This window comes from Methylobacterium longum, assembly GCF_022179385.1.
Lineage (GTDB): Bacteria > Pseudomonadota > Alphaproteobacteria > Rhizobiales > Beijerinckiaceae > Methylobacterium > Methylobacterium longum.
Map to the genome: position 1 here is coordinate 129,071 of NZ_BPQS01000008.1, position 25,990 is coordinate 155,060.

At 70.8% G+C, this 25,990-nt stretch carries 19 protein-coding genes and 1 pseudogene; 12 read left to right on the forward strand and 8 right to left on the reverse strand.

What is annotated here, in order from left to right; translation table 11 throughout:
- Window positions 1-131: 131 nt before the first annotated feature.
- Window positions 132-629 (forward strand): outer membrane protein assembly factor BamE, encoded by a 498-nt coding sequence (locus MFF58_RS10135; protein ID WP_238287019.1) that lies wholly within the window; start codon window positions 132-134, stop codon window positions 627-629.
- Here MFF58_RS10135 and MFF58_RS10140 read toward each other — a convergent pair.
- The 4 genes from MFF58_RS10140 to MFF58_RS10155 form a co-directional block, all read right to left on the reverse strand.
- The gene (locus MFF58_RS10140) at window positions 566-1,285 is read right to left on the reverse strand and encodes an HAD hydrolase-like protein (RefSeq protein ID WP_238287021.1); all 720 of its coding nucleotides are present in this window, start codon (window positions 1,283-1,285) and stop codon (window positions 566-568) included. The two genes, MFF58_RS10135 and MFF58_RS10140, sit on opposite strands and share 64 nt — an antisense overlap.
- 409 nt (window positions 1,286-1,694) lie before the next feature.
- Window positions 1,695-3,608 (reverse strand): PAS domain S-box protein, encoded by a 1,914-nt coding sequence (locus MFF58_RS10145; RefSeq protein WP_238287023.1) that lies wholly within the window; start codon window positions 3,606-3,608, stop codon window positions 1,695-1,697.
- A 96-nt stretch (window positions 3,609-3,704) separates the two neighbouring features.
- On the reverse strand, window positions 3,705-4,796 hold the full coding sequence (locus MFF58_RS10150) for an alkene reductase (protein WP_238287025.1): 1,092 nt from the start codon (window positions 4,794-4,796) through the stop codon (window positions 3,705-3,707).
- 193 nt (window positions 4,797-4,989) lie between these two features.
- Entirely contained in the window at window positions 4,990-7,134 is a 2,145-nt protein-coding gene (locus MFF58_RS10155) for a sodium-translocating pyrophosphatase (protein ID WP_238287027.1), read from the reverse strand.
- An 839-nt stretch (window positions 7,135-7,973) separates the two neighbouring features.
- Between MFF58_RS10155 and ybgF the strand changes: the two genes are divergently transcribed.
- The 5 genes from ybgF to glmM all read left to right on the forward strand — a co-directional run bounded on the left by ybgF (window position 7,974) and on the right by glmM (window position 14,548).
- The gene (ybgF, locus tag MFF58_RS10160; protein ID WP_238287029.1) at window positions 7,974-8,987 is read left to right on the forward strand and encodes a tol-pal system protein YbgF; all 1,014 of its coding nucleotides are present in this window, start codon (window positions 7,974-7,976) and stop codon (window positions 8,985-8,987) included.
- A complete protein-coding gene (gene tilS / locus MFF58_RS10165) occupies window positions 8,984-10,141 on the forward strand; it encodes a tRNA lysidine(34) synthetase TilS (RefSeq protein WP_238287030.1) in 1,158 nt (385 codons plus the stop codon). The genes ybgF and tilS overlap by 4 nt, the downstream gene beginning before the upstream one ends.
- Window positions 10,138-12,060, forward strand: coding sequence for an ATP-dependent zinc metalloprotease FtsH (ftsH, locus tag MFF58_RS10170; protein WP_238287031.1), 1,923 nt, complete (start codon window positions 10,138-10,140; stop codon window positions 12,058-12,060). The genes tilS and ftsH overlap by 4 nt, the downstream gene beginning before the upstream one ends.
- A gap of 260 nt (window positions 12,061-12,320) precedes the next feature.
- Entirely contained in the window at window positions 12,321-13,160 is an 840-nt protein-coding gene (locus MFF58_RS10175; protein ID WP_238287032.1) for a sulfite exporter TauE/SafE family protein, read from the forward strand.
- 44 nt (window positions 13,161-13,204) lie between these two features.
- Complete coding sequence (gene glmM, locus MFF58_RS10180; RefSeq protein ID WP_238287033.1) at window positions 13,205-14,548, forward strand: phosphoglucosamine mutase; 1,344 nt, start codon at window positions 13,205-13,207, stop codon at window positions 14,546-14,548.
- Between the two features lie 239 nt (window positions 14,549-14,787).
- Here the strand turns inward: glmM and MFF58_RS10185 are convergent, their stop codons facing one another.
- Window positions 14,788-15,129, reverse strand: coding sequence for an MmcQ/YjbR family DNA-binding protein (locus MFF58_RS10185; RefSeq protein WP_238287034.1), 342 nt, complete (start codon window positions 15,127-15,129; stop codon window positions 14,788-14,790).
- 299 nt (window positions 15,130-15,428) lie between these two features.
- Here MFF58_RS10185 and MFF58_RS10190 point away from each other — a divergent pair, with 299 nt between their 5' ends.
- The 3 genes from MFF58_RS10190 (at window position 15,429) to MFF58_RS10200 (ending at window position 17,927) form a co-directional block, all read left to right on the forward strand.
- Window positions 15,429-16,415 (forward strand): outer membrane protein, encoded by a 987-nt coding sequence (locus MFF58_RS10190; RefSeq protein ID WP_238287035.1) that lies wholly within the window; start codon window positions 15,429-15,431, stop codon window positions 16,413-16,415.
- Between the two features lie 262 nt (window positions 16,416-16,677).
- Window positions 16,678-17,577, forward strand: coding sequence for an outer membrane protein (locus tag MFF58_RS10195; RefSeq protein ID WP_238287036.1), 900 nt, complete (start codon window positions 16,678-16,680; stop codon window positions 17,575-17,577).
- 122 nt (window positions 17,578-17,699) lie between these two features.
- Window positions 17,700-17,927 (forward strand): hypothetical protein, encoded by a 228-nt coding sequence (locus MFF58_RS10200; protein ID WP_238287037.1) that lies wholly within the window; start codon window positions 17,700-17,702, stop codon window positions 17,925-17,927.
- Between the two features lie 10 nt (window positions 17,928-17,937).
- Here the strand turns inward: MFF58_RS10200 and MFF58_RS10205 are convergent, their stop codons facing one another.
- The gene (locus tag MFF58_RS10205) at window positions 17,938-18,486 is read right to left on the reverse strand and encodes an HNH endonuclease (RefSeq protein ID WP_160536565.1); all 549 of its coding nucleotides are present in this window, start codon (window positions 18,484-18,486) and stop codon (window positions 17,938-17,940) included.
- Between the two features lie 512 nt (window positions 18,487-18,998).
- Between MFF58_RS10205 and MFF58_RS10210 the strand changes: the two genes are divergently transcribed.
- On the forward strand, window positions 18,999-21,788 hold the full coding sequence (locus tag MFF58_RS10210) for a DUF3772 domain-containing protein (protein WP_238287038.1): 2,790 nt from the start codon (window positions 18,999-19,001) through the stop codon (window positions 21,786-21,788).
- Here MFF58_RS10210 and MFF58_RS10215 read toward each other — a convergent pair.
- Window positions 21,741-22,823 (reverse strand): sensor domain-containing diguanylate cyclase, encoded by a 1,083-nt coding sequence (locus tag MFF58_RS10215; RefSeq protein WP_238287040.1) that lies wholly within the window; start codon window positions 22,821-22,823, stop codon window positions 21,741-21,743. The two genes, MFF58_RS10210 and MFF58_RS10215, sit on opposite strands and share 48 nt — an antisense overlap.
- Window positions 22,824-23,024: 201 nt before the next feature.
- On the opposite strand from MFF58_RS10215, the gene MFF58_RS10220 reads away from it, so the two are divergent.
- The gene (locus MFF58_RS10220; protein WP_238287152.1) at window positions 23,025-23,486 is read left to right on the forward strand and encodes a CAP domain-containing protein; all 462 of its coding nucleotides are present in this window, start codon (window positions 23,025-23,027) and stop codon (window positions 23,484-23,486) included.
- On the opposite strand, the pseudogene MFF58_RS10225 reads toward MFF58_RS10220, so the two are convergent.
- Window positions 23,473-23,813: pseudogene (locus MFF58_RS10225) on the reverse strand (MotA/TolQ/ExbB proton channel family protein); the annotation flags it as partial. The gene MFF58_RS10220 and the pseudogene MFF58_RS10225 sit on opposite strands and share 14 nt — an antisense overlap.
- A 308-nt stretch (window positions 23,814-24,121) precedes the next feature.
- Between MFF58_RS10225 and MFF58_RS10230 the strand changes: the two are divergent.
- Window positions 24,122-25,897: a glucan ABC transporter ATP-binding protein/ permease gene (locus MFF58_RS10230; protein WP_238287041.1), complete on the forward strand. Its 1,776-nt coding sequence runs from the start codon at window positions 24,122-24,124 to the stop codon at window positions 25,895-25,897.
- Window positions 25,898-25,990: the final 93 nt, after the last annotated feature.

Below are 25,990 nucleotides of genomic sequence, written 5' to 3' on the forward strand. Positions count from 1 at the left end.
GGCCAAGCTTGCCTTGTCAAAGCCATATCCCCGCGGTACGGCAACCCATGCCCAGGGCGCAAGCGCTGTCGGAGTCCCGTGCCGACGGCGACGGTTGCGTCCCGTCCGTCAACACGCTCTCTGGGGGCCCGATGCGGCGCCGTTTCGTCCAGTCCTTCGCGCGCCTCGCTCTGATCGGCCTCGCGGGAGCCGGCCTGTCCGGCTGCATCGGCGAGGAACTGCGCCACGGCTATCAGGTCGATCAGGCGGCGCTCGCCACGATCAAGCCCGGCATGAGCCCCGAGCAGGTGCTCCAGATCCTCGGCACGCCGTCGACGGTGTCCACCGTGGGCAACAAGTCCTGGTACTACATTTCGCAGAACACCCGCCGGACGATCATGTTCCTGGGCGAGCAGGTGGAGGACCAGAAGGTCACGGCGATCTACTTCACCGCCGGCTTCAAGGTGGAGCGCGTGGCCCTCTACGGCCTGCAGGACGGGCGGATCTTCGATTTCATCGAGCGCACCACGCCGACGAGCGGCGCCGACCGCGCCTTCCTCAGCCAGCTGTTCCGCGGCCTGACCCGCTACGAGCCGTTCGGCAGCGGCAAAGGCACCAGCGTGATCCCCGGCGCGAATCGCGGCCAGTGATCTGAGGCGCCCGCGGCCGCGCGGGCGATCTCCGCGGGCTCGGCGAACAGGTAGTCGGGCGCCTGCGCGGCCAGCGCCCGGGGATCCGTATAGCCCCAGGTCACGGCCCCGAACGGGCAGCCGAGCGTGCGCGCAGCCTCCAGGTCACGGATCTCGTCGCCGACGCAGAGCGCCCGATCCGGCGGGACGCCGCTGCGGGCGAGAAGCGCTTGCAGCCGACGTGCCTTCCCGAAGATCGAGGCCCCGCAGGCATAGGCCTCGATGCGCGCCGCGTTGTCCGGTCCAAGGACCCGGCGGACCGTGTCGGCGCGGTTCGACGAGAGGATCGCCAGGGGCACGCCCGCGGCCGCGATCCCGGCCAGCATGTCGGGCACGCCGGGGAACAGGGTCATCTGCGCAGCATCGCGCGCGGCCAGCCGATGCATGTGCCGTGCGATGAGCGGCAGCTTCCAGCGCGGAATGCCGAGATGGGCCACGATCGCCCGGGCACCCTGCAGGCGCAACGCGTCGACCTCGCCGGCCTCGACCCGGCGGAAGCGGTAGCGGTCCGCGACCCCGTTCAGGACCGAGCAGAACCAATCAAAGCTGTCGGCGAGCGTCCCGTCGAAATCGAGGACAACGAGGCGCGGCGGGCCGGCATCGGGTCTGCGGTTCATCCCGGTGTCCATCCGTCCCTGCGCGCGGAACTGGGCGCCACGCCACCCATGTCGCGCCGCCCCGGTTCGCCTCGCCGTCCGCGAGGCGGGCGGGGGTCTGGGAAGCGTTCCTCGGGCTCACGCCGTATCCGCCCCGCCCACGATCCGTGCCTCGCATCACCGGTGATGCCTCTGCAGCGGGCGCCTTCCACCCGCCGGCCGGGTCGTTCGGGGCGCTGCAGGACCCTGGACCGGCCGATGGACCGACCCGTTCCGGGAAAGGACGCCGAGCCTTGCCCCCCGCCGGAGATTGGAATTCCCCACCCTCCGGAGCCCCGACCCCGCCGGGGGCGGGAGACCCGCGGCCGTTTCCGGCGCGCCGTCCCCTGCGGCGGGCATCGGATCGCGACGCGCACATCCGCCAGTCCGCTCAGGTCCGCAGGTTCCCGATCGGGACGCTGAGCCGCATCAGCAGGCCGCCGGGCGCCCAGTCGCGCTCCAGCGCGCCGTCGAGCTGGCCGGCGACGCTGCGCTCGGCCAGGACCGTCTCGAAGCCCTTCCGCGAAGGCGCACCGGTGACGGGCGGTCCGCCGGTCTCCCGCCATGTCAGCGTGTAGCGGTCCGCGTCCCGGCGACCGCTCAGGGAGACGCCGCCCTCCTTGGTGGACAGGCCACCGTACTTCATCGCGTTGGTGGCCTGCTCGTGCATGATCAGCGCCAGCGCCGTCGCGGTGCGCTCGCCGATCTCGGCGTCGTCCCCGGCGATGGCGACGCGGGAGCGGCCGCCTTCCTCATAGGCTGCCATGATTAGGCGCATGAGCCCGAGCACGGTCTGGCCCGCCACCGCCGGTGCACTGTCGGGCGAGTGCGGGCGGACGTATTCGTGCGCCTGGGCCAGCGCCCCGAGCCGGTCGCGGAAGGCAGCCGCGAACGGCTTGGCGGCCGGATCGCTGCGCGCGGTGAGCGCGGCGAGGCCACCGACCACCGCGAAGATGTTCTTGATCCGGTGGGACAGCTCGCGGATCAGCAGGTCGCGGGCCTCCTCGGCGCGCTTCGCCTCGCGCAGGTCCCGGGTGACGGTGGCGTAGCCGATCTCGGCCCCGGTGGCATCGCGGACCGGGAAGATGTTGTAGAGGACCGCCACCGGCTCGGCCGTGCCGAACGGGCGCAGGGCCAGCTCGCCCTCCCAGTACCCGTCCCGGCGCACCGCCGGCATCGCGGTGTCGGCCAGCACCCGGCGGCTCTCGTCGGTGAAGAGATCCGGCATCCGGTGGCGGCGCCCGGCTGGGAGGTCGGGCAGGCCGACCAGCGCCAGGGCCGCCTCGTTGAGGTGGGTGATCGCGCCGTCCAGCGTGAACAGGCCGATGAAGTCCTTGGAAGCCTCGACGATGGCGGCGAGCTTGCGCGCCTCGGCCTCGGCCCGCTTCAGGTCGTCGATGTCGGTACAGGTCCCGAACCAGCGCTCGATCCGCCCGCCGGCGTCGCGGATCGGCATGGCGCGGCCGAGCGTCCAGCGATAGGCACCGCCGTGGTGGCGCAGGCGGTACTCGATCTCGTACGGCTCGCCCGTGGCCAGCGAATGGCGCCAGCGTGTCCAGGCCCGCTCCTGATCGTCGGGATGGAACACGTCGTTCCAGCCCGCGCCGTCGGTGGAGCCGTAGGGCACGCGGGTGAACTCGTACCAGCGGTCATTGTAGTAATCGTGGAACCCGTCCGGCTGCGTGGTCCAGACCATCTGGGGCATCGCCGCGGTCATGACGCGGAAGCGGCGCTCGCTGGCGGCGAGCTCCGCCTCGCGGGCCGCGACCTGGGCAAGGGTCCGGCGCTGGTCCAGCAGGTTCGAGATCTGGCGCGCCAGCGCCGTGAGCGTGGCTCTCTGCTCGGAGTCGAGGCCGTCCGGCCGCGGGGACCGGTCGAGCACGCAGAGGGCACCCAGGGGGATGCCCTGCGCGCCGCGGATCACCGCGCCGGCGTAGAACCGGAAGGCCGGCGTCCCGGTGACCAGCGGGTTCTCGATGGTCCGCGGATCGGCGGTCAGGTCGGGGATAATCAGCAGATCGCCCGCCTCGATCGTATGCGCGCAGACGGAGCAGTCGATCGGCAGTTCCCGCTTGCCGAGACCCACCTCCGACTTGAACCATTGCCGCTGGGCATCCACCAGGCTGACGAGGGCCACGGGCGCGCGGCAGACATGGGCGGCGACCCGGACGAGATCGTCGTAGAGCGGCTCCGGCTCCGTATCGAGGATCGCGAGATCATGCAGTTCGGCGATCCGGTCCGCAGTGCTCCAGGGCCCTGCGGTCGGTTCGGAGGCCGCGAGCGCGTGAGGTGCCGGCACTGTCATGATCCGGCTGTCACATAGGTTCCTTGCGTCCTCCTGCCTAGGTCCCGGTCGACCGCCGCGCTTCCCCACGCGGGGCGGCCGACCGAGATCCCGCGCCTAGGCGGCGCGGGCTTGGCCGAGGGTCGGGTAGTCGAGGTAGCCCTCCGGTCCCTGGCTGTACCAGGTGGCGGCGTCGTCCTTGTTGAGCGGCGCGCCCTTGGCGATCCGCTCGACGAGGTCCGGATTGGCGATGAAGGTCCGCCCGAACGCGATGGCGTCGGCCTCGCCGGCATCCAGCACCTTCTGGCCGCTGATCCCGTCGTAATCGGCGTTCAGGATGATCGGGTTGCGGAACACGCGCCGCATCGCCGGGGCGATCGGCGGATGGTCGGCCTTGCCGAAGGTGCCCTCCGGACCCGGCTCGCGCATCTCCAGGAACGCGATACCGAGATCGGCGAGCGCCTGGGCGGCGGCCACGAACAGCGGCTCGGGGTTCGAGTCGTTGCAGCCCTGGATCGCGCCGTTCGGCGACAGGCGCACGCCGGTGCGCTCGGGGCCGGCGACCTTCGCCACCACCTCGGACACCTCGCGCAGCAGCCGCACGCGATTCTCGATGGCGCCGCCGTACTGGTCGGTGCGGTGGTTGGTGCCGTCGCGCAGGAACTCGTCGATCAGGTAGCCGTTCGCCGCGTGGATCTGCACCCCGTCGAAGCCGGCCGCCAGGGCGTTGGCGGTGGCGCGCTCGTAATCGGCGAGCAGCCGCGGAATCTCGGCGACCTCCAGGGGGCGGGCCTCACCGTAGGGCTTCTTGCCGGCATAGGTGTGGGCGTGGTCGGGGGCCGTGGTGGCTGAAGCCGAGACCGGCTTGGCGCCGCCGAGGAAGTCCGGATGGACCATCCGGCCCATGTGCCAGATCTGGCAGACGATCTTGCCGCCCTTGTCGTGGACCGCCTTCACGATCGGCCGCCACGCGTCGACCTGGGCGTCCGACCAGATGCCCGGCGCGAAGGGCCAGCCGAGCCCCTCCTGGCTGATGCCGGTGGCCTCGGTGAGGATCAGGCCGGCGCCAGCGCGCTGGGCGTAATACTCGGCCATGATCGGGGTCGGCACGTGCTCGCGGGTGCCGCGGCCGCGAGTGAGCGGAGCCATGAAGATCCGGTTCTTCGCCTCGATGGCGCCGATGCGGATCGGGTCGAGCAGGGATGGCATGGGTGACCTCGTGCAGGTGCGGCAGCGCCGCGTCCGGTTTTATTCCGGCGCCGAGGTGGCGCTGCGGCGCGGCGATGCCAAGGTGCGCCGCGCCCCGGGCGACAGCGGCGTGCGAGGGCGCACATGCCGAAAGGCGAAGGGCCAAGCTCGGTCCGAACCTGGCCCTTCCTGCATTTCCCGCCTGCTGCGGCCTTCAGCTGTGTGCCAAGACCGCCAGCAGCAGGAGGGCGATGATGTTGGTGATCTTGATCGCCGGGTTCACCGCCGGGCCGGCGGTGTCCTTGTAGGGGTCGCCGACCGTGTCGCCGGTCACCGCCGCCTTGTGGGCGTCCGAGCCCTTGCCGCCGTGGTGCCCGTCCTCGATGTACTTCTTGGCGTTGTCCCAGGCGCCGCCGCCCGAGGTCATCGAGATCGCCACGTAGAGGCCGGTGAGGATCACGCCCAGCAGGCTCGCGCCCACCGTGGCGAAGGCCTGGCTCTTGCCGGCGATGAGCTGGATCACGAAGAACAGCACGATCGGCGACAGCACCGGCAGCAGCGACGGCACGATCATCTCCTTGATCGCCGCGCGGGTCAGCATGTCGACCGCCCGGCCGTAATCCGGCCGGTCCGTGCCCTGCATGATCCCGGGCTTCTCCCGGAACTGGCGGCGAACCTCCTCCACCACCGCGCCCGCCGCGCGCCCCACCGCCGTCATGGCGATGCCGGCGAACAGGAACGGGATCAGGCCGCCGAGCAGCAGGCCCACGACCACGTACGGGTTCGACAGGGAGAAATCGACGCTGACGCCCTGGAAGAAGCGGTACTGCGTCGGGCTCGCGTTGGCGATGAAGTAGTTCAGGTCCGACGTGTAGGCGGCGAACAGCACCAGCGCGCCGAGGCCCGCCGAGCCGATCGCGTAACCCTTGGTCACCGCCTTGGTGGTGTTGCCGACCGCGTCGAGGGCGTCGGTCGACTTGCGCACCTCGGCGGGCAGGCCCGCCATCTCGGCGATGCCGCCGGCATTGTCGGTGACCGGCCCGAAGGCGTCGAGCGCCACGATGAAGCCGGCCAGGGCCAGCATGGCGGTCACCGCGATGGCGATGCCGAACAGGCCGGCCAGCGCGTAGGTGCTGATGATGCCGGCCACGATCACGATGGCCGGCAGGGCGGTCGATTCGAGGGAGATCGCCAGCCCCTGGATGACGTTGGTGCCGTGGCCGGTGACGGAGGCGTCGGCGATCGACTTCACCGGGCGGAAGTTGGTGCCGGTGTAGTACTCGGTGATCACCACGATCAGCGCCGTGATGGCGAGACCGATCACCGCGCAGCCGAACAGGCCCGCCGAGGTGAAGGTGACGCCCGTCGAGGTGGTGAAGGACGTCGCGAAGCCGCCCAGCAGCGCCATGTTGACGGCCGCGATGGCGGCGACCGAGAGCACGCCCGCCACGATCAGGCCCTTGTAGAGCGCGCCCATGATCGACTGGTTCGCCCCGAGCCGCACCGCGAAGGTGCCGGCGATCGACGTGACGATGCAGGCCGCGCCGATGGCCAGCGGGTAGAGCATCATCGGTTCCAGCACGTCGCGGCCGCTGCCGGTCGGGCCGGAGAAGAAGATCGCCGCCAGCACCATGGTGGCCACGATCGTGACCGCGTAGGTCTCGAACAGGTCGGCCGCCATGCCGGCGCAGTCGCCGACGTTGTCGCCGACGTTGTCGGCGATGGTGGCGGGATTGCGCGGATCGTCCTCGGGAATGCCGGCCTCGACCTTGCCGACGAGGTCGCCGCCGACATCCGCCCCCTTGGTGAAGATGCCGCCGCCCAGCCGCGCGAAGATCGAGATCAGCGACGCGCCGAAGCCCAGCGCCACCAGGGCGTCGATCACCTCGCGGCTCGACGGGTCGAGATGGGCGCCGCGGGTGAGGTACAGGTAGTAGAGGGCGACACCGAGCAGCGCGAGGCCGGCGACCAGCATGCCGGTCACCGCGCCGGACTTGAAGGCCATGTCGAGGCCCCCGCCCAGCGAGGTCGAGGCGGCCTGCGCGGTGCGCACGTTGGCCCGGACCGAGACGTTCATGCCGATGAAGCCCGCCGCGCCCGACAGCACCGCGCCGATCAGGAAGCCGATGGCGACCTTGATCCCGAGGAACACGGCGAGCAGCACGAACAGAACCACGCCGACGACGCCGATGGTCGCGTATTGCCGCCGGAGATAGGCCTGCGCGCCCTCCGCGATGGCGGCGGCGATCTCCTGCATCCGCTGGGTTCCGGCGTCGCGCCGCATCAAGTCGAGGATCGTGACGATGCCGTAGGCGACGGCGCAGAGCCCGCCCACGATGATCAGAATCAAGGGAATCATTCGACCGTCCTTGTTATTATCGTGCCTGGCGTGGGCTTGTACTTTCCGAGCTTGACCGTCGGAGGACAGCCATGGGACGTGGTGCCCGGATCCGGGGCTTTCCTTCCCAGAACAATACCTTGATTGCCAAACTTCGCCGGGGAGCGCAAACGCCGAGTTTCGATGTGTTTGCGACGCAGCACACGAATGCTGCATTGCGCAATAGAAGAACCGGCAAAATAAATGCATTATCTTGCGGATTGGCAGGATGGGGCGCTGGATCGTGATGATGTCCCCGCGACCGGCTCCGGCGGGCCGGCTTTCCAAGGCCGCTCGCATCGGGGCGGCCGTCATGCGGCTTCACCGGCGTGCTGCCCGTGAGGGCGGCGCGAGACTCTGGAGCCGACCCCGCTCGATCCAAAGGTGGTGAGGTCCAACCCGGACCGTGGGCGCCGAAAGGTGTGAAGCCTGCCGCGAGAAGACTTCCTGGGAACGGATGACGACGGCCGCTCACACCGTCGCTCCGCCCATGTCGGAACACACTCCGTCTCTTTGACGGCACGGACGTTGAGGCGGCAATCGCTCAGCCTCATGCAGCCGGCGGCCGTTCGCTCGCTGTCGCAGGGCGCGCCGGTTTCGACCGCTCCTCCACGTTACAAATTCTTGAGATCGGATTGGATCCGCGCAGGCGGGCCGCAGCGCGATCGTCGCGCGGTGCCGAGCCGTGACGATCTTCGAAGCGCCGGAAGACGGTAACCTCTAATTACGACCGCGTTGCCAAGCTTCGACCTCGCCGCAGTTTTGCCGCGGTGCGGCGCATCTGATAGGCCGTCGCGCCGACACCGGATCGCAGCCGCATCATGCCCGCCCGCCTTCGCACCCGCCTCGCGCTCGCCACCGCTCTCGGCGCCGCGCTCCTCGGCCACCCCGCCGCCGCGCAGGACGCCTCCGAACTGGTGGTGCGTCTCGGTCGCATCGAGAACCAGTCCCGGATCATGGCCGGGCAGATCGAGACCCTCCAGTACGAGAACCGCCAGCTCAAGGAGCAGCTGCGCAAGTTCCAGGAGGACGTCGAGTTCCGGCTGAACGAGGGCAAGGGCGGGGGCAAGTCCGCGCCGTCGGCCGCGCCGTCCTCAGCCCCGTCGGGCAACGTCAACGGCGTCAATCCGGGCTCCGGGCGTCCGGGCAAGCGCGGCGACGCCTTCGACCCGTCGCAGGCGCCCGGCGCCCCCGGTGCGCCGATGCAGCTCGGCAGCACCCAGCCCTCCGCATCCCTGCCGCCCCGGGAGGCCGCCGAAGCCGCGCCCCGGCCGCAGCGCCTGCCCCAAGGCGCGATCAACGGCACTGCCAACGGCGCGATGGACGATGAGGACGCGGATGCCGGCGCCCCCGGCTACGACGAGCCGGTGGACCTGCGCCCGCCGGTGCGGACCGGTGCGATCCCGGCGGCGCGCCCCGCCGAGAGCGTCGCCGCCACACGGAGCGGCGATCCGGCACTGGATTACGACGCGGCGGTGGAGCTGTTCCGCGCCAAGCAGTACGAGCAGGCCGAGATGGGCTTGCGCCAGTTCATCCAGTCGCATCCCCGCGACAACCGGGTCGCCGGCGCGACCTACTGGCTGGGCGAGAGCTACCTCGCCCGTGGCCGCAACCGCGAGGCGGCCGAGCAGTTCTTGAAGGTCTCCACCGATTACGCCCGCTCGGCCCAGGCCCCCGACGCCATGCTGAAGCTCGGCGTCACGCTCAACGCCCTCGGCGCCCGCGAGCAGGCCTGCGCGACGCTGGCCGAGCTGGACCGGAAGTTCCCGAATGCCGGGACCGGCGTCCGCCAGGGCGTCGTGCGCGAGCAGAAGCGCGCCCGCTGCGCCGCTTGAGCGGATCGGGCGACCCGGTCCTCGGCGCCCTCGGCCCCTGGCTCGACCGATCCGCCCGCGACGGGCAGCGCGTTCTCCTGGCCGTCTCGGGCGGCCCCGATTCGAGCGCCCTGATGCACGCGGCGGCGCTCGCGGCATGTCCCGGCGCGTCCCTGCGTGTCGCCACCGTGGATCACGGCCTGCGCTCCGGCTCCCGCGCCGAGGCCGAAGGAGTCGGGCGCACGGCCGCGCGCCTCGGCCTGCCGCACGCGGTTCTCTCCTGGGCCGGAGAGAAGCCCGGCGGCGGCCTGCAGGACGCCGCCCGCACGGCCCGCTACGCGCTGCTGGCCGCGCACGCCGAAGCGATCGGCGCCGGCCTCGTGCTCACCGGACACACACGGGACGATCAGGCCGAGACCGTTCTGATGCGTCTCTCGGCCGGGAGCGGCACCGCGGGGCTCGCCGGCATGCGCGCCGAGCGGGTTCTCGCCCCCGGGATCAGGCTGGGGCGACCGTTCCTGCAACTGCCGAAGGCGAACCTGGTGGAATGGTGTGCGGCCCGCGGCATCGCCACGTTGCGCGACCCCAGCAACGCCGACCCGCGCTTCGCCCGCGGGCGCCTGCGCGCGGCGTGGCCGATCCTGGAGCGAGAGGGCCTGACCGCCGCGCGGCTCGCCCGGCTCGCCGAGCGCGCGGCCCGCGACGAGGCCGCCCTCACGCGCGCCGCCGAGGAGGCCCTGGCCGCGGTCCTGCTCCCGGCGGTGGGAAGAGGCGCGGTGGTGCGCCTCGATGGCGCCGGCCTCACGACGCTGCCCGAGGCCGTGGCCCTGCGCTGCGTCGACCTCGCCCTGTCGCGGGCCGGCGCCGCGCCGCGCCGGCTCGAACGCCTTGAGGCGCTGGTGCTCGAATCACTGCTTCCGGCGCTGCGGCGGCGGGCGGCGATCCGGCGCACGCTGGCCGGCCTCCTGATCGCGTCCGACGCCTCAGCCACCGTGAGTTTCGCCCCCGCGCCCCCGCGGCGGCATCCGGCAGGTGTAGCCCTCGCCGCAGGGGATCCCCGATTACTTGGCAAGGAAGGGCCCCCCGCTTACATTGGCGATGTGTGCACAGACGGACCGGCCGAACCGTTCGACGCGTCCATCAGGAGGTCGCACACGCCAGGGATTGATCGATGAACCCGAATTTTCGCAACTTTGCCTTGTGGGTCGTCATCTTCCTGCTGGTGCTGGCCCTCGTCACCCTGTTCCAGAACCCCGGGCACCGGGGCGGCGGAAGCGAGATCGCCTACAGCCAGGTTCTGAACGACGCCGATGCCGGCAAGATCCAGTCGGTGGTGATCTCCGGTCAGGACGTGTCCGGCACCTATGTCGGCGGCGGCAACTTCACGAGCTACGCGCCCAATGATCCGAGCTTGGTCTCCAAGCTCCAGGGCAAGGGCGTGCAGATCACCGCCCGTCCGCCGTCGGACAACACCCCCTGGTTCATCCAGCTGCTCGTGAGCTGGTTGCCGATCCTCGTCTTCATCGGCGCCTGGATCTTCCTCAGCCGCCAGATGCAGTCGGGCGCCGGTCGCGCCATGGGCTTCGGCAAGTCGAAGGCGAAGCTCCTGAACGAGGCCCACGGCCGCGTCAGCTTCGACGACGTTGCCGGCGTCGAGGAGGCCAAGGAAGATCTCCAGGAGATCGTCGAGTTCCTCCGCGACCCCCAGAAGTTCCAGCGGCTCGGCGGCCGGATCCCGCGCGGCGTGCTGCTCGTCGGCCCGCCCGGCACCGGTAAGACCCTGATCGCCCGGGCGGTCGCGGGCGAGGCCAACGTGCCGTTCTTCACCATCTCGGGCTCCGACTTCGTCGAGATGTTCGTGGGCGTCGGCGCCAGCCGCGTGCGCGACATGTTCGAGCAGGCCAAGAAGAACGCGCCCTGCATCATCTTCATCGACGAGATCGACGCGGTCGGCCGCCATCGCGGCGCCGGCCTCGGTGGTGGCAACGACGAGCGTGAGCAGACCCTGAACCAGCTCCTCGTGGAGATGGACGGGTTCGAGGCCAACGAGGGCGTCATCATCATCGCGGCGACCAACCGCCCCGACGTGCTCGACCCGGCGCTGCTGCGCCCGGGCCGGTTCGACCGTCAGATCATGGTGCCGAACCCGGACGTCACCGGCCGCGAGCGCATCCTGCGGGTCCATGTCCGCAAGGTTCCGCTGGCTCCCGATGTCGACCTCAAGGTGATCGCCCGCGGCACCCCCGGCTTCTCGGGCGCCGACCTGATGAACCTCGTCAACGAGTCGGCCCTGCTGGCGGCCCGCCGCGGCAAGCGCATCGTGACGATGCACGAGTTCGAGGACGCCAAGGACAAGGTCATGATGGGCGCCGAGCGGCGCACCCTGGTGATGACCGAGGACGAGAAGCGGCTCACCGCCTATCACGAGGGCGGCCACGCCATCGTGGCCTTCAACGTCCCGGCCACAGACCCGGTGCACAAGGCGACCATCATCCCGCGCGGCCGGGCGCTCGGCATGGTCATGCAGCTGCCCGAGCGCGACAAGCTTTCCATGAGCTTCGAGCAGATGACCTCGCGGCTGGCGATCATGATGGGCGGCCGCATCGCCGAGGAGATGACCTTCGGCCGGGACAAAGTGACCTCGGGTGCCCAGTCGGACATCGAGCAGGCGACCCGGCTGGCCAAGATGATGGTGACCCGCTGGGGCTTCTCGCCCGAACTCGGCACCGTCGCGTACGGCGACAACAACGACGAGGTCTTCCTCGGCATGTCGATGGGCCGGCAGCAATCGGTCTCGGAGTCGACCGCTCAGAAGATCGACGCCGAGGTCCGCCGCCTCGTGGAGACCGGCCTGGAGGAGGCGCGCCGCATCCTCGCCGAGCACAAGGACGACCTGGAGGCCCTCGCGCAGGGGCTCCTCGAATACGAGACCCTCTCGGGCGAGGAGATCCGCAACCTGCTCCGCGGCCAGCCCCCGATCCGCGACGGTGGCGACGTGCCGCCAACCCCGGCCCGGGGCTCCTCGGTTCCCTCGGCGGGCCGCGGCCGGCCGAAGGAGAGCGACGGCGGGCTGGAGCCGCAGCCGCAGGCCTGACGCACGGGACAGGACGATGATCGGAAGGGGCGCCGCGAGGCGCCCTTTTTCGTGGTCGATCCCTCGGGTGGGCTTCGACGATGTTTGCTGGGCTGGACGCGGCCTTTCCTCCCCCTCCCCGGGAATGGACGTCGCGTCTCCGGTGACAAACCGGGTCTCCTGTCGGCAATCGATGCTGTCCGCTGAGCCGGTCGACTCCGCGTCATCCGGCGAATCGGAAACACAGACTCCTCCTCCACGCAGCGCAGCCTAAAACCCCGATGCCGGTCTCGACCTATCTCGTCGTCGCCCTCGGCGCAGTGGCGGCCGGCTTCGTGCAGGGGCTGTCGGGCTTCGCCTTCGGGCTCACGGCCCTGTCGTTCTGGGCCTGGGTGATCGATCCGCAGCTCGCCGCGGTGCTGGCCGTCTCCGGGGCCTTCACGGGCCAGATCATCGCCGTCCTCTCAGTCCGGCGCGGCTTCGAGCCCAAGCGCCTCGCGCCCTTCGTGCTCGGCGGTCTCGCGGGCATTCCCCTCGGGATCCTCCTGCTGCCCCGGCTCGACGCCGATTGGTTCAAGGCGCTCCTCGGCGCCCTGCTGGTGGTCTGGTGTCCGGTCATGCTGGTGGCGAAAAACCTGCCGCGGATCACGGCCGGCGGTCGGCTGGCGGACGCGGCCGTGGGCCTCGGCGGTGGCCTGATGGGCGGGCTCGGCGGCTTCACCGGGGTGCTGCCGACGCTCTGGTGCACCCTGCGCCGCTACGAGCGCGACGTGCAGCGGTCGGTGATCCAGAACTTCAACCTCGCGATGCTCGGCGTGACGATGGCGACCTATCTCGCCTCGGGCCTCGTCACCCGCGCCACGCTGCCGATGCTGGCCGTGGTGCTGCCGGCGATGCTGATCCCGACGCTGCTGGGCACGCGGATCTATCTGGGCATCAGCGAGGCGGCGTTCCGCCGCCTGGTGCTCGGCCTCCTGACCGTCTCGGGCCTCGCGCTGATCTCGGCCTCGGTGCCGCGGCTTCTGGCGCGCGCCTCTGCCGGGCGCCCCATTTCGACCGCCTTTGTCGCGGAGCACCCCGATTCACCCTGGCGGCCGATGAGCCTCCGTCGGGTTCGGTAATCTGCTAGGCTGTGTCGGGTCCGCGGCCCGGCATCGGAGACGTCATGGCGCGCAAGTATTTCGGAACCGACGGCATCCGGGGCCGGGCCAACGGGGTGATCACGCCCGAACTCGCCCTCAAGGTCGGTCAGGCCGCCGGCCTCGTGTTCCAGCGCGGCGACCATCGCCACCGGGTGGTGATCGGCAAGGACACGCGCCTGTCCGGCTACATGATCGAGACCGCGCTGGTGGCGGGCTTCACCTCGGTGGGCATGGACGTGCTGCTGCTGGGGCCCGTGCCGACGCCCGCCGTGGCGATGCTGACCCGCTCGATGCGGGCCGATCTCGGCGTGATGATCTCGGCCTCGCACAACCCGTTCGAGGACAACGGCATCAAGCTGTTCGGGCCCGACGGCTTCAAGCTCAACGACACGATCGAGCACCAGATCGAGGCGCTGATCGACGCCGACATGCACAAGCGCCTCTCCGGTTCGAACGATCTCGGCCGGGCCAAGCGCATCGAGAGCGTGCATGCCCGCTACATCGAGTTCGCCAAGCGCACCCTGCCCCGGCAGGTCACCCTGGAGGGCCTGCGGGTCGTGGTCGACTGCGCCAACGGCGCCGCCTACAAGGTCGCCCCCGAGACCCTGTGGGAACTCGGCGCCGACGTGATCGCCATCGGCACCGAGCCGGACGGGTTCAACATCAACCGCGACGTCGGCTCCACCGCCCCGGCCGCCCTGGTCGACATGGTCCGCGAGCGCCGGGCCGATATCGGCATCGCGCTGGACGGCGACGCCGACCGGGTGCTGATCGTCGACGAGAAGGGCCACGTGGTCGACGGCGACCAGCTCATGGCCGTCGTCGCCCGGTCCTGGAAGGAGGACGAGCGCCTCACCCAGCCGGGCGTGGTGGCTACCATCATGTCGAACCTCGGCCTGGAGCGCTACCTCGGCAGCCTGGGCCTGACGCTCGCCCGCACCGCGGTGGGCGACCGCTACGTCCTCGAACATATGCGCGAGCACGGCTACAACCTGGGCGGCGAGCAGTCCGGCCACATCATCATGTCGGACTACACCACCACGGGCGACGGCCTCGTGGCGGCGCTCCAGCTCCTGAGCGTGGTGCAGCGCCAGAGCCGACCGGTGAGCGAGGTCTGCCACTGCTTCGACCCGCTGCCGCAGATCCTCAAGAACGTGCGCTACAGAGCCGGCGAGCCGCTCCGTCAGGACAGCGTCGTCAGCGCGATCGAGCACGCCCGCCAGCGTCTGGGCGATGGCGGCCGCCTGGTGATCCGCCCGTCCGGCACCGAGCCGGTGATCCGCGTGATGGCCGAGGGCGACGACCGCGGCCTCGTCACCGCGGTGGTCGACGAGGTGGTCGACGCCGTGACCCGGGCCGCGGCCTGAGGAGGAGCCGCCACAGGGCCGGCGGTGCGGGACCGGCGAGCGTCGGCGGAACCTGATCCGGACGGATGCCGCGCGTATCCCCGGGCCACGTCCCAGGGCGCGTCCGGCGCCGCGTCCCGCTGGTGCGGGATGCGGTCGGGCAAAAGATGGCGCCGGCAGGTCTGCGCAGGCCCCGGATCCCGACCGGCCGCGCCGCAACCGCTGCCCGTAGCCCTCTGGCGGGTTCGCGGCGGGCAGGCTCAGGCCATGTCGACGTAGGCCGCGCGCAGCTCCGGCGGCGCCGTCATCCCCCAAGCCGCCAGCAGCGCATCCCGCAGCGTCTCCTCCGCGCACAGGTCGAGGTCCAGATTGGTCCAGCCGCGCCGGCCCCAGGCCCCGTCGAGGGGCGTGAACAGGTCCGGCTCGGCCGCGCACAGGGCCGCCTGATCGGCGGGCGCGAGGCGCAGCACCACCCGCGCCTCTTCGACCCACAGGGTCGCCAGCACACGGCCGCCGACGCGGAAATCCGGGTTGCCGCTGTGGGCCCCCGCCACCGTCCCGGGCAGCATCAGCGCCAGGATGCGCACGTCCTCGGGGAGCACGGGACGCTCAGGCCCGGCGCCCGGACCGGAGGCGCGGGCGAGGCCCGGCAGCCGGCCCGGGGGAGAACAGAGTACTCACGCCCGCATCCTCGTCGCGAGAGTTGACGCACGGGAAGGTGGCAGCACGTTCCCACGAAAATAAACAAATACTTGCTGATCCGCAGTTTCGATGGGCATGCGGAAAACGCGCAAGCATAAGATTTAACGTTAAGCCAGATTTAAGACCTTCCATACATCCTTCACCATGTACCCCCGAGCCCACGCTGCGTGTCCGGCTCACGAGTTCAGAAGGAAATCTCATGGCCCGCTCCAAGCTGAACGCTTTGGTGCGTAGCCTGACGCTCGCGGCGAGCGTCGGCGCGCCCTGCCTCGCCGTCGCTGCGGATCTGCTGCCGCCGCCCCCGCCCCCGCCCCCGCCGATCGAGGTGGGCGGCGGCTGGTACCTGCGCGGCGACGTGGGCGCGAGCGTCTACACCCGTCCGAAGTACAGCGAGGCCTACGATTACACCGGCTATTCCGACGCCAACCGCTCCTTCGGGAACGTGATCGGCGGCGGCGGGTTCGCGGGCGTCGGCGTCGGCTACCAGTTCACCCCGTTCCTGCGCGGCGACATCACCGGCGAGTACCGCTACTCCACCGGGCTTCGCGGCAGCGAGTACTATCGCGGCCCCGACTTCGACGACGGTCTCGGCTCGTACGGGGTCAACAAGTCGAGCGGCCACTTCGACTCCGCGGTGGTGCTGGCCAACGCCTACTTCGATCTCGGCACGTGGTACGGCATCACGCCGTTCATCGGCGGCGGCGTTGGCTACGCCTTCAACCATGTCTCGTCGTACTCGACGAACCAGCAGTTCACCAGCCCGTCCTACGCCTACGATTACGGCCATCCGGTCTACGGCTGCGAGTGCGGACCGCCCTCCTACAACTACGCGCCCGTCTACGACGCCAACGGCAACGCGGTCTACAACACCAACAGCGGCACCAAGTTCTACAAGGACAAGACGAGCGGCAGCTTCGCCTGGGCACTCCATGCCGGTCTCGCCTACAACGTGACCGACGCGTTCAAGATCGAGCTGGCCTACCGCTACCTGAACCTCGGCAAGGCCGAGACCGGCACGGGCTACGTGCCGTGCTGCACCGGCACCCTGCAGGCGATGAAGGTGAAGGACATCGAGGCCCACGACGTCAAGATCGGCCTGCGCTACTACCTCGGCGGCGTGATCGCGGCCCCGCTGCCGCCGCTGATGCCGGAGCCGATCCCCGGCCCGCTGGTGCGCAAGTACTGATCGAACACCCCGCCCGGCTTCACCGCCAGGGCCTGACGGCGCGGAGTCTCTCCGCGCCGTTTCGCGTTTTGCCACCCGGTCTCGGGGGCGGCTCGGCCCGTCGGACAACACCCGTCTTCCTTCCGGTCTACGCGAACGGAAGCCCGAATGATCTCGCTGGAAAGAAGAAAACACGCCCTAGCAACGGACGATTAAGGTTACTGGTCTATCCCGGTACTGAGGCTTGATCCGCCGTCCGCTCCGTACTGCCAGGACGATCCCGATGCGTACCGTCACCCTTCCGTTCCTGGCAGTTCTCGGCCTCTTCGGCGTGAACACGGCCCGGTCCGCCGATCTGGACTACGATTACCTGCGCGGCGCCGATTACGACCCGATCCCGGCGCCGGTGATCGACTGGAGCGGCGTGTATGTCGGCGGCCATGGCGGCTACACCTCAGCGGCCCTGGGCAGCAAGGGCGCGCTGCAGCCGCTGATCTACCGGGATTCGCACAACACGACGGGCGAGTCCGACTTCAGCGCCTCGACCCTGCTCAGCCCGCCATCGCGGCGCGTCGGCGACATGAGCTTCGGCGCCTTCGCGGGCTACAATGTCCAGTTCGACGATTTCGTTTTCGGCATCGAGGCCGACTACACCCATTTCGGCCGGATGGGCGTGTCGAACGACGGACTCGCGCGCAGCCAGATCTCGGCCGCGGGCATGTACGAAGTCGTGAACCTGTACGGATCCACGGCCACGCGGGTCAACGACTACGGCAGCGTGCGTGCGCGGGTCGGCTACGCCCTGGGCAATTTCCTGCCTTACGTGACCGGCGGCGTGGCGATCGGACGGGCACGCATCGCCGATGCGACGAGCTACCAGAATTACGGGTTCAACCTGACCGCCTACAACGCGAACCTGTCCGGCACGCCGACCTACGTCAACAATTTCGGCTACGCGAGCTTCAACCCGGGCGCGCCCTACAGCGGAACGGCCTTCACCGCGCTCCAGACGCAGTCGAAGACCAAGGTCGTCGCCGGCGTGGCGGGAGGGGCCGGCATCGAATACGCGATCACGCCCAACATCCTGCTCCGCGCCGAGTACCAGTACGTCCTGTTCAACGATTTCGACGGCCACAAGGTCAACCTGAACACCGTCCGCGCCGGCGCCGCCGTCAAGTTCTGAGACCGGGCCCGCGGTCGACGATCGCGGGTCGCGTCCCTTCGTTGAAGCGCACCGCCTCGGGCCGGGCCGGCGACGCCCCGGACGGCGGCTGCGTCCGTGCCGCGCGTCGGCGGAGCCTGACCATGCAAATCCACCGCTTCCTCCGGCTTGCCGCACCTCTCCTGCTCGCCGGGCTCGTCCTGGCGCCGGAGCCATCCGCGGCCCGGCACCGGCCGCGCATCGTCCGGCACCGGATCCACGTGCGCCCCGTTCCGGCCGTCCCGCCGCCGGTGCTCATCCGGGACTACCTGCCGCGCAACCACAACGTCCCGATGTACAACGAGCCGCCACGGCGGGGCCCGGCGTGGTGAGGGCGCGTCCTCAGCTCTCCAGCTCGCTGTCCCAGTACAGGTAGTCGAGCCAGGTGTGGTGGTACTGGCGGTGGTCGAACTCGGGCTGCCGGTGGTGCAGCTCGTAGCGCGTCGGCCGCCGGGGCGCGTTCATCAGCGGCATGTCGGCCTCGTCGGGGGTGCGGTTGGCCTTGCGCAGGTTGCAGGGCGAGCAGGCCGCCACGACGTTCTCCCAGCTCGACAGCCCGCCCCGGGAGCGCGGCACCACGTGGTCGAAGGTCAGGCCGCCCGAGGGCAGGCGCAGGCCGCAATACTGGCAGCTGAAGCCGTCGCGCAGGTAGATGTTGTAGCGGGTGAAGGCTGGGCTGCGGGCCAGCGCCACGTAGTTCTTCAGCGCCACCACGCTCGGCACCCGGAGCGAGCGGGACGGGGAGCGCGCCTCGACGTCGTAGCTCGCCACCAGGGTCACGCGGTCGAGGAACAGGGCCGTGAACGCGTCCTTCCAAGACCAGAGGGAGAGCGGATTGTACGAGAGCGGCCGGTAATCCGCGTTGAGGACGAGGGTTTGGAGATCCATCATCGGCGCGACTCTTCGGACTGACTCTGACGCGGATAACGCGCGGGACCACGCCCGCGCGTCACCGGCCCGCCCGGACCGGCCGAGGGCCGGGGCAGGACGGAGAGGTGCGCGGAGCGCTGGCTTGGCGGGAGAGACGACGGGAGCAACAGGGCGGCGGGCCGGCGCGCGGGGGCGCCGGTCGGGGCAGTCGTATCCGGAACGCGGCCGGGCCGGGCCGGCACTGTGACCGGCCGTGCCCTTTCGCGTAATGACGAAAAGGCCCTGTCCATCAGGTGTTCATCTAATCCTAGCGTGACACCCTTGTGAAGCTATTCCCGCCGGGCTCCAGGGACGCACCCACAGGCCGGCCGCCGATCCCGAATCCGCGGAAGCGTCGGCAGGAGCACTGTTTCGCCCCAAAGCTCGCCCAGAGCACCCGGCCGCCAGGAGGCCCGCCCCGGTCCCCTATCGCCGCCGATTCGCCGATGCCGGCCTGCGACCGCGCGTCCGGCGCACCCGACGAGAGGTTGCCCATGACCCGTCCGCCAGCGCGGATCTGCCCGCGCCCGTCGCTGATCCTGCCGGTTCTCGCGGCCCTCGTGCTCGGAGCCCCGGCGGCCGCGCCCGTGCCGGCCCTTGCCCAGGCACAGCCTCAGGCGCAAACCCAGTCTCCGGCCCAGTCTCACGACCAGTCTGACGTCCAGGCGCCCACCGGGAGGCCCGCGGACACGAAGCCGGCTGACGCCAAGTCTGTCGACGCCAAGTCTGTCGAGGCCAAGTCTGCCGAGGCCAAGTCTGCCGAGGCCAAGTCTGCCGAGGCCAAGTCTGCCGAGGCCAAGCCCGCAGAGGCCAAGCCCGCAGAGGCCAAGCCCGCGAACGCCAAGCCCGCCCCGGCGCAAGCCGAGGTCCCCGAGCAGTTCAAGGCGGTCCGGGCCAAGCTCGAGGCCGCCAAGGCCGAGCTCGACGCCCGCGAGAAGCAGCTGGGGCATACGGACCTGACGGTGGCCGACCTCACGGCCATCCGCGACAGCGCCGTCACGGAGACCGACGAGATCCGCAGCCTGGTCACCCGGCTCGACGCGCCCCTGGAGGCCGCGCGCGAGCGGCTCACCCAGCTCGGTCCGAAGCCGAAGGACACGCAGGAGAGCGCCGACGTCGCCGAGCAACGCGTGGAGCGCGAGGCCGCCGTCACCCGCATCGACGAGACCCAGCGCCTCGCCCGCTCCCTGGTGGTCCAGGGCGACCAGATCGTCGACCGGGTCTCGAACCGGCGCCGCGAATCCTTCACCCGCGACCTGTTCCAGCGTTCCCAGCCCCTGGTCGGCCCGGGCCTCTGGACCAAGGTTATGGGCGACGTGCCCCGGGATACGCGCGCCCTGCAGAGCGCCGTGTCGGATATCGGCCTGCTGTTCTCCCGCAACGGCAGCATCGGCAACCTGCTGATCCTGGGCCTCGCCTTCGGGATCTCGATCGCGCTGTATTTCGGCCGCCGCAACATCGCCCCCCGGGGCGCCCGCCGGGACGCCGCCAAGACCGATCCGTCGCGGCGGGCCATGATGCTCGCCGCCTGGCGGGTGATCCTGCTCGGCACCGTCCCGGCGGTGGCCGGGTCCTACGCGGTCTACTACGCGCTGGACGCCACCAACCTCCTGCCGTCCCGGCTCCTGCCCGTGGCCGCCGCGATCCTCGGCGGACTCGCCTTCATCGCCTTCGTGGAGGCCCTGTGCGACGGGCTGCTCAGCACCGAGAAGCCCGCTTGGCGTCCCGCGCCCGTGAGCGACGCGGCGGCCACGCGCCTGACCCGGCTCGCGGTCGGCATCGCCACGGTGATCACCGTGGTGAAGTCCGTGGAGGCCCTGAATTCCGGGATCTCGGCGGCCCTGCCGATCTCCATCGCCACGCGGGGCCTCGGCGCGGTGGCGACCGCCCTGATCCTGGCGGTTGGCCTCCACCGGTTCGCCGACACCGAGCAGGAAGAGGAGGCCTGCTTCGGCCCCTACGTGCCGACCAAGACCACCACGGGCGTCGGCGGGCCGGCGCGGCTGCTCGGCTGGGCCGCGGTGGCGCTGATCGGGCTCGGCGCGCTGGTGGGTTACGTGGCCTTCGCGGCCTTCCTGATCGACCAGCTGATCTGGGACGCCAGCGTCCTCGTGCTGCTCTACCTGCTGGTCCAGAGCGTCGACATCTTCGTCGGCCGCGCGCTCAGCGACGAGACCCGGCTCGCCACGACGCTCCAGGCCAATACCGGCCTGCGCAAGCGCTCGCTCAACCAGATCTCGGTGCTCGCGACCGGCGCGACCCGGCTCGTCCTGTTCCTCGCGGCCGCGGTCCTCGTGCTGGCGCCCTGGGGCCTCGACTCCACCGACATCGTCTCGTCGGTCCGGCAGGCCTTCTTCGGCTTCAAGGTCGGCGACGTCACGATCTCGCTCTCGAGCATCGCGCTGGGTATCGGCATCCTGGTGCTCGGGGTGTTCATCACCCGCGGGGTGCAGCGCTGGCTGGAGAACACCTACCTGCCGGCCACCGACCTCGACGCGGGCCTGCGCAACTCCATCACCACGGTGGCGGGCTATTGCGGCTTCCTGATCGCGCTGGCGCTGGCCTTCTCGTATCTCGGCCTGAGCCTGGAGAAGCTCACCATCGTGGCCGGCGCCCTGTCGGTGGGTATCGGTTTCGGTCTGCAATCGATCGTCAACAACTTCGTCTCCGGCCTGCTGCTCCTGTGGGAGCGGCCGATCCGGGTCGGCGACCAGGTGGTGATCGGCGATTCCGAGGGCATCGTGAAGCGGATCTCGGTCCGCTCCACCGAGATCCAGACCTTCGACCGCTCGGCCGTGATCGTGCCGAACTCGAACCTGATCTCCGGGGTGGTGAAGAACCGGGTGCGGGGCGACCGAACCGGGCGCGTCAGCATCACGGTCAGCGTCCTGCGCAACCAAGACCCGGTGCGCGCCGCCGAGATGATCACGGCCTGCGCGCAGAATCATTCCGACATCCTGAAGGAGCCCCCGCCCCGGGTCGTGTTCAAGAAGATCGGCGACCCGTTCCTGGAATTCGAGCTGCTCGTCTGGATCGTCGACGTGAGCCTCGGCCAGAAGGTGGTGACCGACCTGAACTTCTCCGTGTTCGCGACCCTCTCGGGGGCGGGGTTCATCCCGCCCCTCGGGCCCGGCTCCAGCATCGTCACCGTGCAGGGCCTCGACACGATGCAGAGTGCCATGGGCGAGATCGCCAGCCGCTTCATCCAGCCGGCCCCGGCTCCCGAGGGCGGCGAATCAGCCCGGCCCCAGCGCGACCGCGGCCTCCGCAGCGCCGGCGCCTGACCGGCCGCCGCCGAGAACGATCCGGACGGTGTTCCCGCCCGCATCCTTGGCGGCGTAGAGCGCCGCGTCCGCCCGGCCGAACAGCCGGGCGCGGCCGCCCGGGGTGGTCCCCACGGCGATCCCCACGGAGGCGCCGATCCGCAGCCCGTCGCCGCGATACGGGATCGGCCGGCTCAGGGCGGCGACGATGCGGCGGCCGCGCTCCACCAGCGCGGGCGGGTCGACCGGCGCCCGCAGGAGCACGGCGAACTCGTCGCCGCCGATGCGGGCGACGAGCGCCGCGTCCCGGCAGACGGCGGCCAGCCGCGCGGCCGAGCGCCGGAGGCACAGGTCGCCGGCCGCGTGGCCGTGGCGGTCGTTGACCGGCTTGAACCCGTCGAGGTCGATCAGCAGCAGGGCGCCGAAGGGATCCGGGCCGGAGCCGGGCGCCCTCGCGTCGAATCGCGCCTCGAACTGTGCCTCGAAGCCGCGGCGGTTCGCCAGACCGGTGAGCGGGTCCCGCTCGGCGCGCCGGCTCAGCTCGGCCAGCCGGGCGATCTCCTCGGTGATGTCCTGCTTGGTTCCGAAGAGGCGGGTGGGGCGCCCGTCCGCGGTTTCGACCGCGGCGCGGATCCGGATCCAGCGCGGCCGGCCTCCGGCATGGATTTCGGCGTCGAGCACGAAGGCGCCGCTCCGGGCGATCGCCCGGTGCCGGATCGTCTCCAGCAGGCGCCGCGAGGCCGGCTCGTAGAGTTCCAGGACCCGGGGTCGGTGCAGCGTCGTGCCCCGCGGGATGCCGAACAGGTCGTGTACGCCCCCGGACCAGTCGAGGGCGCCCGCGCGCAGGCAGCAGGACCACAGGCCCATGCCGGCGGCCGCCAGGGCGCGCTCCTGCTGCACCAGGAGGCCGGCCTGCTGGTGGAGGACCACCCGCTGCAGGGCGTGATCCGCGACGGCTTCGGGAGCCGCCTCGACGGCGGCCGACAGGTCGGCAAGGCCGCCGACCGGTCGGTCGCGGGGCGTTTCCACCGGGGTCAGGGCGCACTCGGTCGTCATCAGCGTACAGATTTAGACGGAAGGCCTTTGAGGAAGCCCTAACGGACCGATGCGCGGCCGCCCGGCAGCGCCTATATGCCGACGGGGCGGCAGGGCCGTCGCAGGGATGGGTAAGTCGTGACGAGACGCGATCGGGACGGTCGACATGCGGGGCGCGGGCCCGGCCGGATCAGGGTCCGGACGCTCGTCCCGGCCGCGCTGATGGCGGCGGCGGGGCTCGGCGGCTGCGCCGCCCAGGCGCCCAGCAGCGCCGCGTTGCCGAGCATCTACCTGCCGCTGGCCAGCAACACCGCCCACATCGACGTGGAGGCGGCCCGCGACATGATCTCGTCCTATCGCCGCAACCGCGGCGCGCCGCCGCTGACGGTCGATCCCGAGCTGCAGCGGCTGGCCGAGACCGAGGCCGCCGCCATGGCGCTGGCCGACCGGCCGAGCCGGGCCCAGACCGTCAAGGGCGCGGTGGAGCGGCTCGGCTACGCGGACGTGAACGCCAACCTGTCGGCGGGCTACCACACCCTGGCCGAGGCGTTCTCAGGCTGGCGCGAGAGCGCGCCGCACGACGCCACCATGCTGGCGCCGCGGGCGACCAAGATGGGCATCGCCACCGCCTACGCGCCGGGCTCCAAGTACAAGGTTTACTGGGCGCTCCTCACCGCCAGGTAGCGCCGCCTCCTACGGCAGCCCCTTCGCGCCGGTCGCGGGGCAGGTAGGCGACGCGCATTTCGCCGATCGAGTCGGACTCCTCGGGTCGCGGATCGTCAGGATGCCGTCGATGATGCGCGGGCGGGCGACGTCCGCCGCCTCCAGCTTCACCTGCAGCTTGTCGGCGATCGGCAGGCGCACGAGGTTGGCGATGAGCGCCCCGTAGAGCGGGGCCAGGCGCGCGGTCGCCATGGCGGGGCCGGGCTTCGCGGGATCGGACCTGTCGGCGGACATCGTCACCGTGCCGAGGATCGTGCCGATCCTGCCCCAGGCCGGGGCGCGGTCGCCGCCGACCAGCCCGACACCGGCCGCGGGACCCATAGGACGATGACCCGGCGGGTTTTCCCGGACACGGCGGGACCGCGCGCGCGACCGTGACGCGCGGCCGGCGCGCCACCCTAGGGCGTTTCGCTGAACGAACCGTAAAGGCGATTGTTTCGAACCTGTATCGCTCCGTCATCGCGCGTTCAGGCGGGAACTGGCATAGCCCTTCCCCATGAAGGGTTTGACCCGGCGCCGAAGCCGGTCGCGTGCCCTTCGAACAAGGCGCGAGACCCGGGTCACACGGGCCGCGCCAGGGGTGGCGGAGCGGTACGATGGTTCGTCTGTACGGGCGGGTCCTGGGTTTCCTGAAGGCGGAGCGGCGGCTGGCCATAGGCTTGGCCGCAACCAACGTCGTTCTGGCGGTCGCGGCCTTCGCCGAGCCCCTGCTGATGGGCCGGATCATCGACCAGCTGACCCATCTCAAGCGCGGCGGTGACGCCATGGGCACCATGCTGCCCCTGCTCGCCGCCTGGGTGGCGTTCGGCTTCTTCACCATCGCGGCGGGCGTGTTCATCGCGCTCCACGCCGACCGGCTCGCCCACCGCAACCGCCTGTCGTCGATGGCGAGCTACTTCGAGCACGTCCTCGACCTGCCGCTCGCCTTCCACTCGGCCAACCATTCCGGCCGCGTCCTGAAGGCGATGCTGGAGGGCACCAACGGCATGGCGTGGCTGTGGCTCGGCTTCTTCCGCGACCACCTCGTCGCCCTGGTGTCGCTGGGCGTGCTCCTGCCGATGACCCTGCTCATCAACTGGCAGCTCGGCTCGATCCTGGTGGTGCTGGTGCTGGCCTTCACGGCGCTCACCACCTTCGTGATGCGCCGGACCGAGGCGCTCCAGGGGCAGGTCGAGGAATTCAATTCCGGCCTGGCCGCCCACGCGTCCGACGCGCTCGGCAACGTCGCGGTGATCCAGTCGTTCACCCGCGCCAAGGCCGAGAAGGAGGCGATGCGCGGCATCATCACCAACCTGCTCGCCGCGCAGATCCCGGTCCTGTCCTGGTGGGCGCTGGCCAACGTGGCGACCCGCGCCTCGGCGACCATCACGATGACGGCGATCTTCGTCACCGGCATCTGGCTCTACCAGGCCGGCAGCACCACGGTGGGCGAGGTCGTGGCCTTCATGAGCCTCGCCACCGCCTTCGTGGCCCGGCTCGACCACGTGGTCGGCTTCGTGAACGGCCTGTTCCAGCAGGCGCCGAAGATCGCCGAGTTCTTCGAGATCTACGACACCGTTCCGGCGGTGGCCGACCGGCCGCACGCCCGGCAGGTGGCGCGGTTCGAGGGCAAGGTCACCTTCGAGGACGTCGCCTTCTCGTACGACGGACGGCGCCAGGCGCTGGACGGCGTCTCGTTCTCGGCCCGTCCCGGCGAGACGATCGCCCTGGTCGGCACCACCGGCTCGGGCAAGTCGACGACGCTCGGCCTCCTGCACCGCAGCTTCGACCCGGCCGCCGGCGCGATCCGCATCGACGGGATGGATATCCGCGACGTCGGCCTCGCCTCCCTGCGCCACAACATCGGCGTGGTGTTCCAGGAGCCGATGCTGTTCGCCCGCTCGATCCGCGAGAACCTGCAGGTCGGCTGCCCCGACGCCACGGATGCCGAGATGCTCGACGCCCTGGAGCGGGCCCAGGCCAGCGCCTTCATGGCGCGCCAGGCCGACGGACTCGACACGGTGATCGGCGAGCGCGGCCGCTCGCTGTCCGGCGGTGAGCGCCAGCGGCTCTCGATCGCCCGGGCGCTCCTGAAGAACCCGCCGATCCTGATCCTCGACGAGGCGACCTCGGCGCTGGACGCGGCCACCGAGCGCAAGCTCCAGGGCGCGCTGGAAACCGTGATGGAGGGGCGCACCACCTTCGTGATCGCCCACCGCCTGGCGACGATCCGCGACGCCGACCGCATCCTGGTGTTCCACGAGGGCCGGATCGTCGAGGCCGGCACCTTCGACGAGCTGGTCGCGCAGGACGGCCGCTTCGCGGACCTCGCCCGGGCCCAGTTCATGGCCGCCCAGGCCGACGAGGACGACGGGCTGGCGCTGGCGGCGTGAGGACGCGTCGCCGCGGAGCGCGCTGCGCTTCACGACGGTGCGGGGTCCCCTCTCCGGACGGGAAAGGGAGCCCGCCGCGCCCCCCCCGGGACG

Coding starts and splice junctions, on each gene's coding strand:
- ybgF (WP_238287029.1), top strand. CDS start 7,974: ATGCCCGCCCGCCTTCGCACCCGCCTCGCGCTCGCCACCGCTCTCGGC.
- MFF58_RS10155 (WP_238287027.1), bottom strand. CDS start 7,134: ATGATTCCCTTGATTCTGATCATCGTGGGCGGGCTCTGCGCCGTCGCC.
- glmM (WP_238287033.1), top strand. CDS start 13,205: ATGGCGCGCAAGTATTTCGGAACCGACGGCATCCGGGGCCGGGCCAAC.
- MFF58_RS10215 (WP_238287040.1), bottom strand. CDS start 22,823: ATGACGACCGAGTGCGCCCTGACCCCGGTGGAAACGCCCCGCGACCGA.
- MFF58_RS10175 (WP_238287032.1), top strand. CDS start 12,321: ATGCCGGTCTCGACCTATCTCGTCGTCGCCCTCGGCGCAGTGGCGGCC.
- MFF58_RS10150 (WP_238287025.1), bottom strand. CDS start 4,796: ATGCCATCCCTGCTCGACCCGATCCGCATCGGCGCCATCGAGGCGAAG.
- MFF58_RS10200 (WP_238287037.1), top strand. CDS start 17,700: ATGCAAATCCACCGCTTCCTCCGGCTTGCCGCACCTCTCCTGCTCGCC.
- MFF58_RS10140 (WP_238287021.1), bottom strand. CDS start 1,285: ATGAACCGCAGACCCGATGCCGGCCCGCCGCGCCTCGTTGTCCTCGAT.
- MFF58_RS10135 (WP_238287019.1), top strand. CDS start 132: ATGCGGCGCCGTTTCGTCCAGTCCTTCGCGCGCCTCGCTCTGATCGGC.
- MFF58_RS10145 (WP_238287023.1), bottom strand. CDS start 3,608: ATGACAGTGCCGGCACCTCACGCGCTCGCGGCCTCCGAACCGACCGCA.
- MFF58_RS10230 (WP_238287041.1), top strand. CDS start 24,122: ATGGTTCGTCTGTACGGGCGGGTCCTGGGTTTCCTGAAGGCGGAGCGG.
- ftsH (WP_238287031.1), top strand. CDS start 10,138: ATGAACCCGAATTTTCGCAACTTTGCCTTGTGGGTCGTCATCTTCCTG.
- MFF58_RS10220 (WP_238287152.1), top strand. CDS start 23,025: ATGGCGGCGGCGGGGCTCGGCGGCTGCGCCGCCCAGGCGCCCAGCAGC.
- MFF58_RS10205 (WP_160536565.1), bottom strand. CDS start 18,486: ATGATGGATCTCCAAACCCTCGTCCTCAACGCGGATTACCGGCCGCTC.
- MFF58_RS10195 (WP_238287036.1), top strand. CDS start 16,678: ATGCGTACCGTCACCCTTCCGTTCCTGGCAGTTCTCGGCCTCTTCGGC.
- MFF58_RS10190 (WP_238287035.1), top strand. CDS start 15,429: ATGGCCCGCTCCAAGCTGAACGCTTTGGTGCGTAGCCTGACGCTCGCG.
- MFF58_RS10210 (WP_238287038.1), top strand. CDS start 18,999: ATGACCCGTCCGCCAGCGCGGATCTGCCCGCGCCCGTCGCTGATCCTG.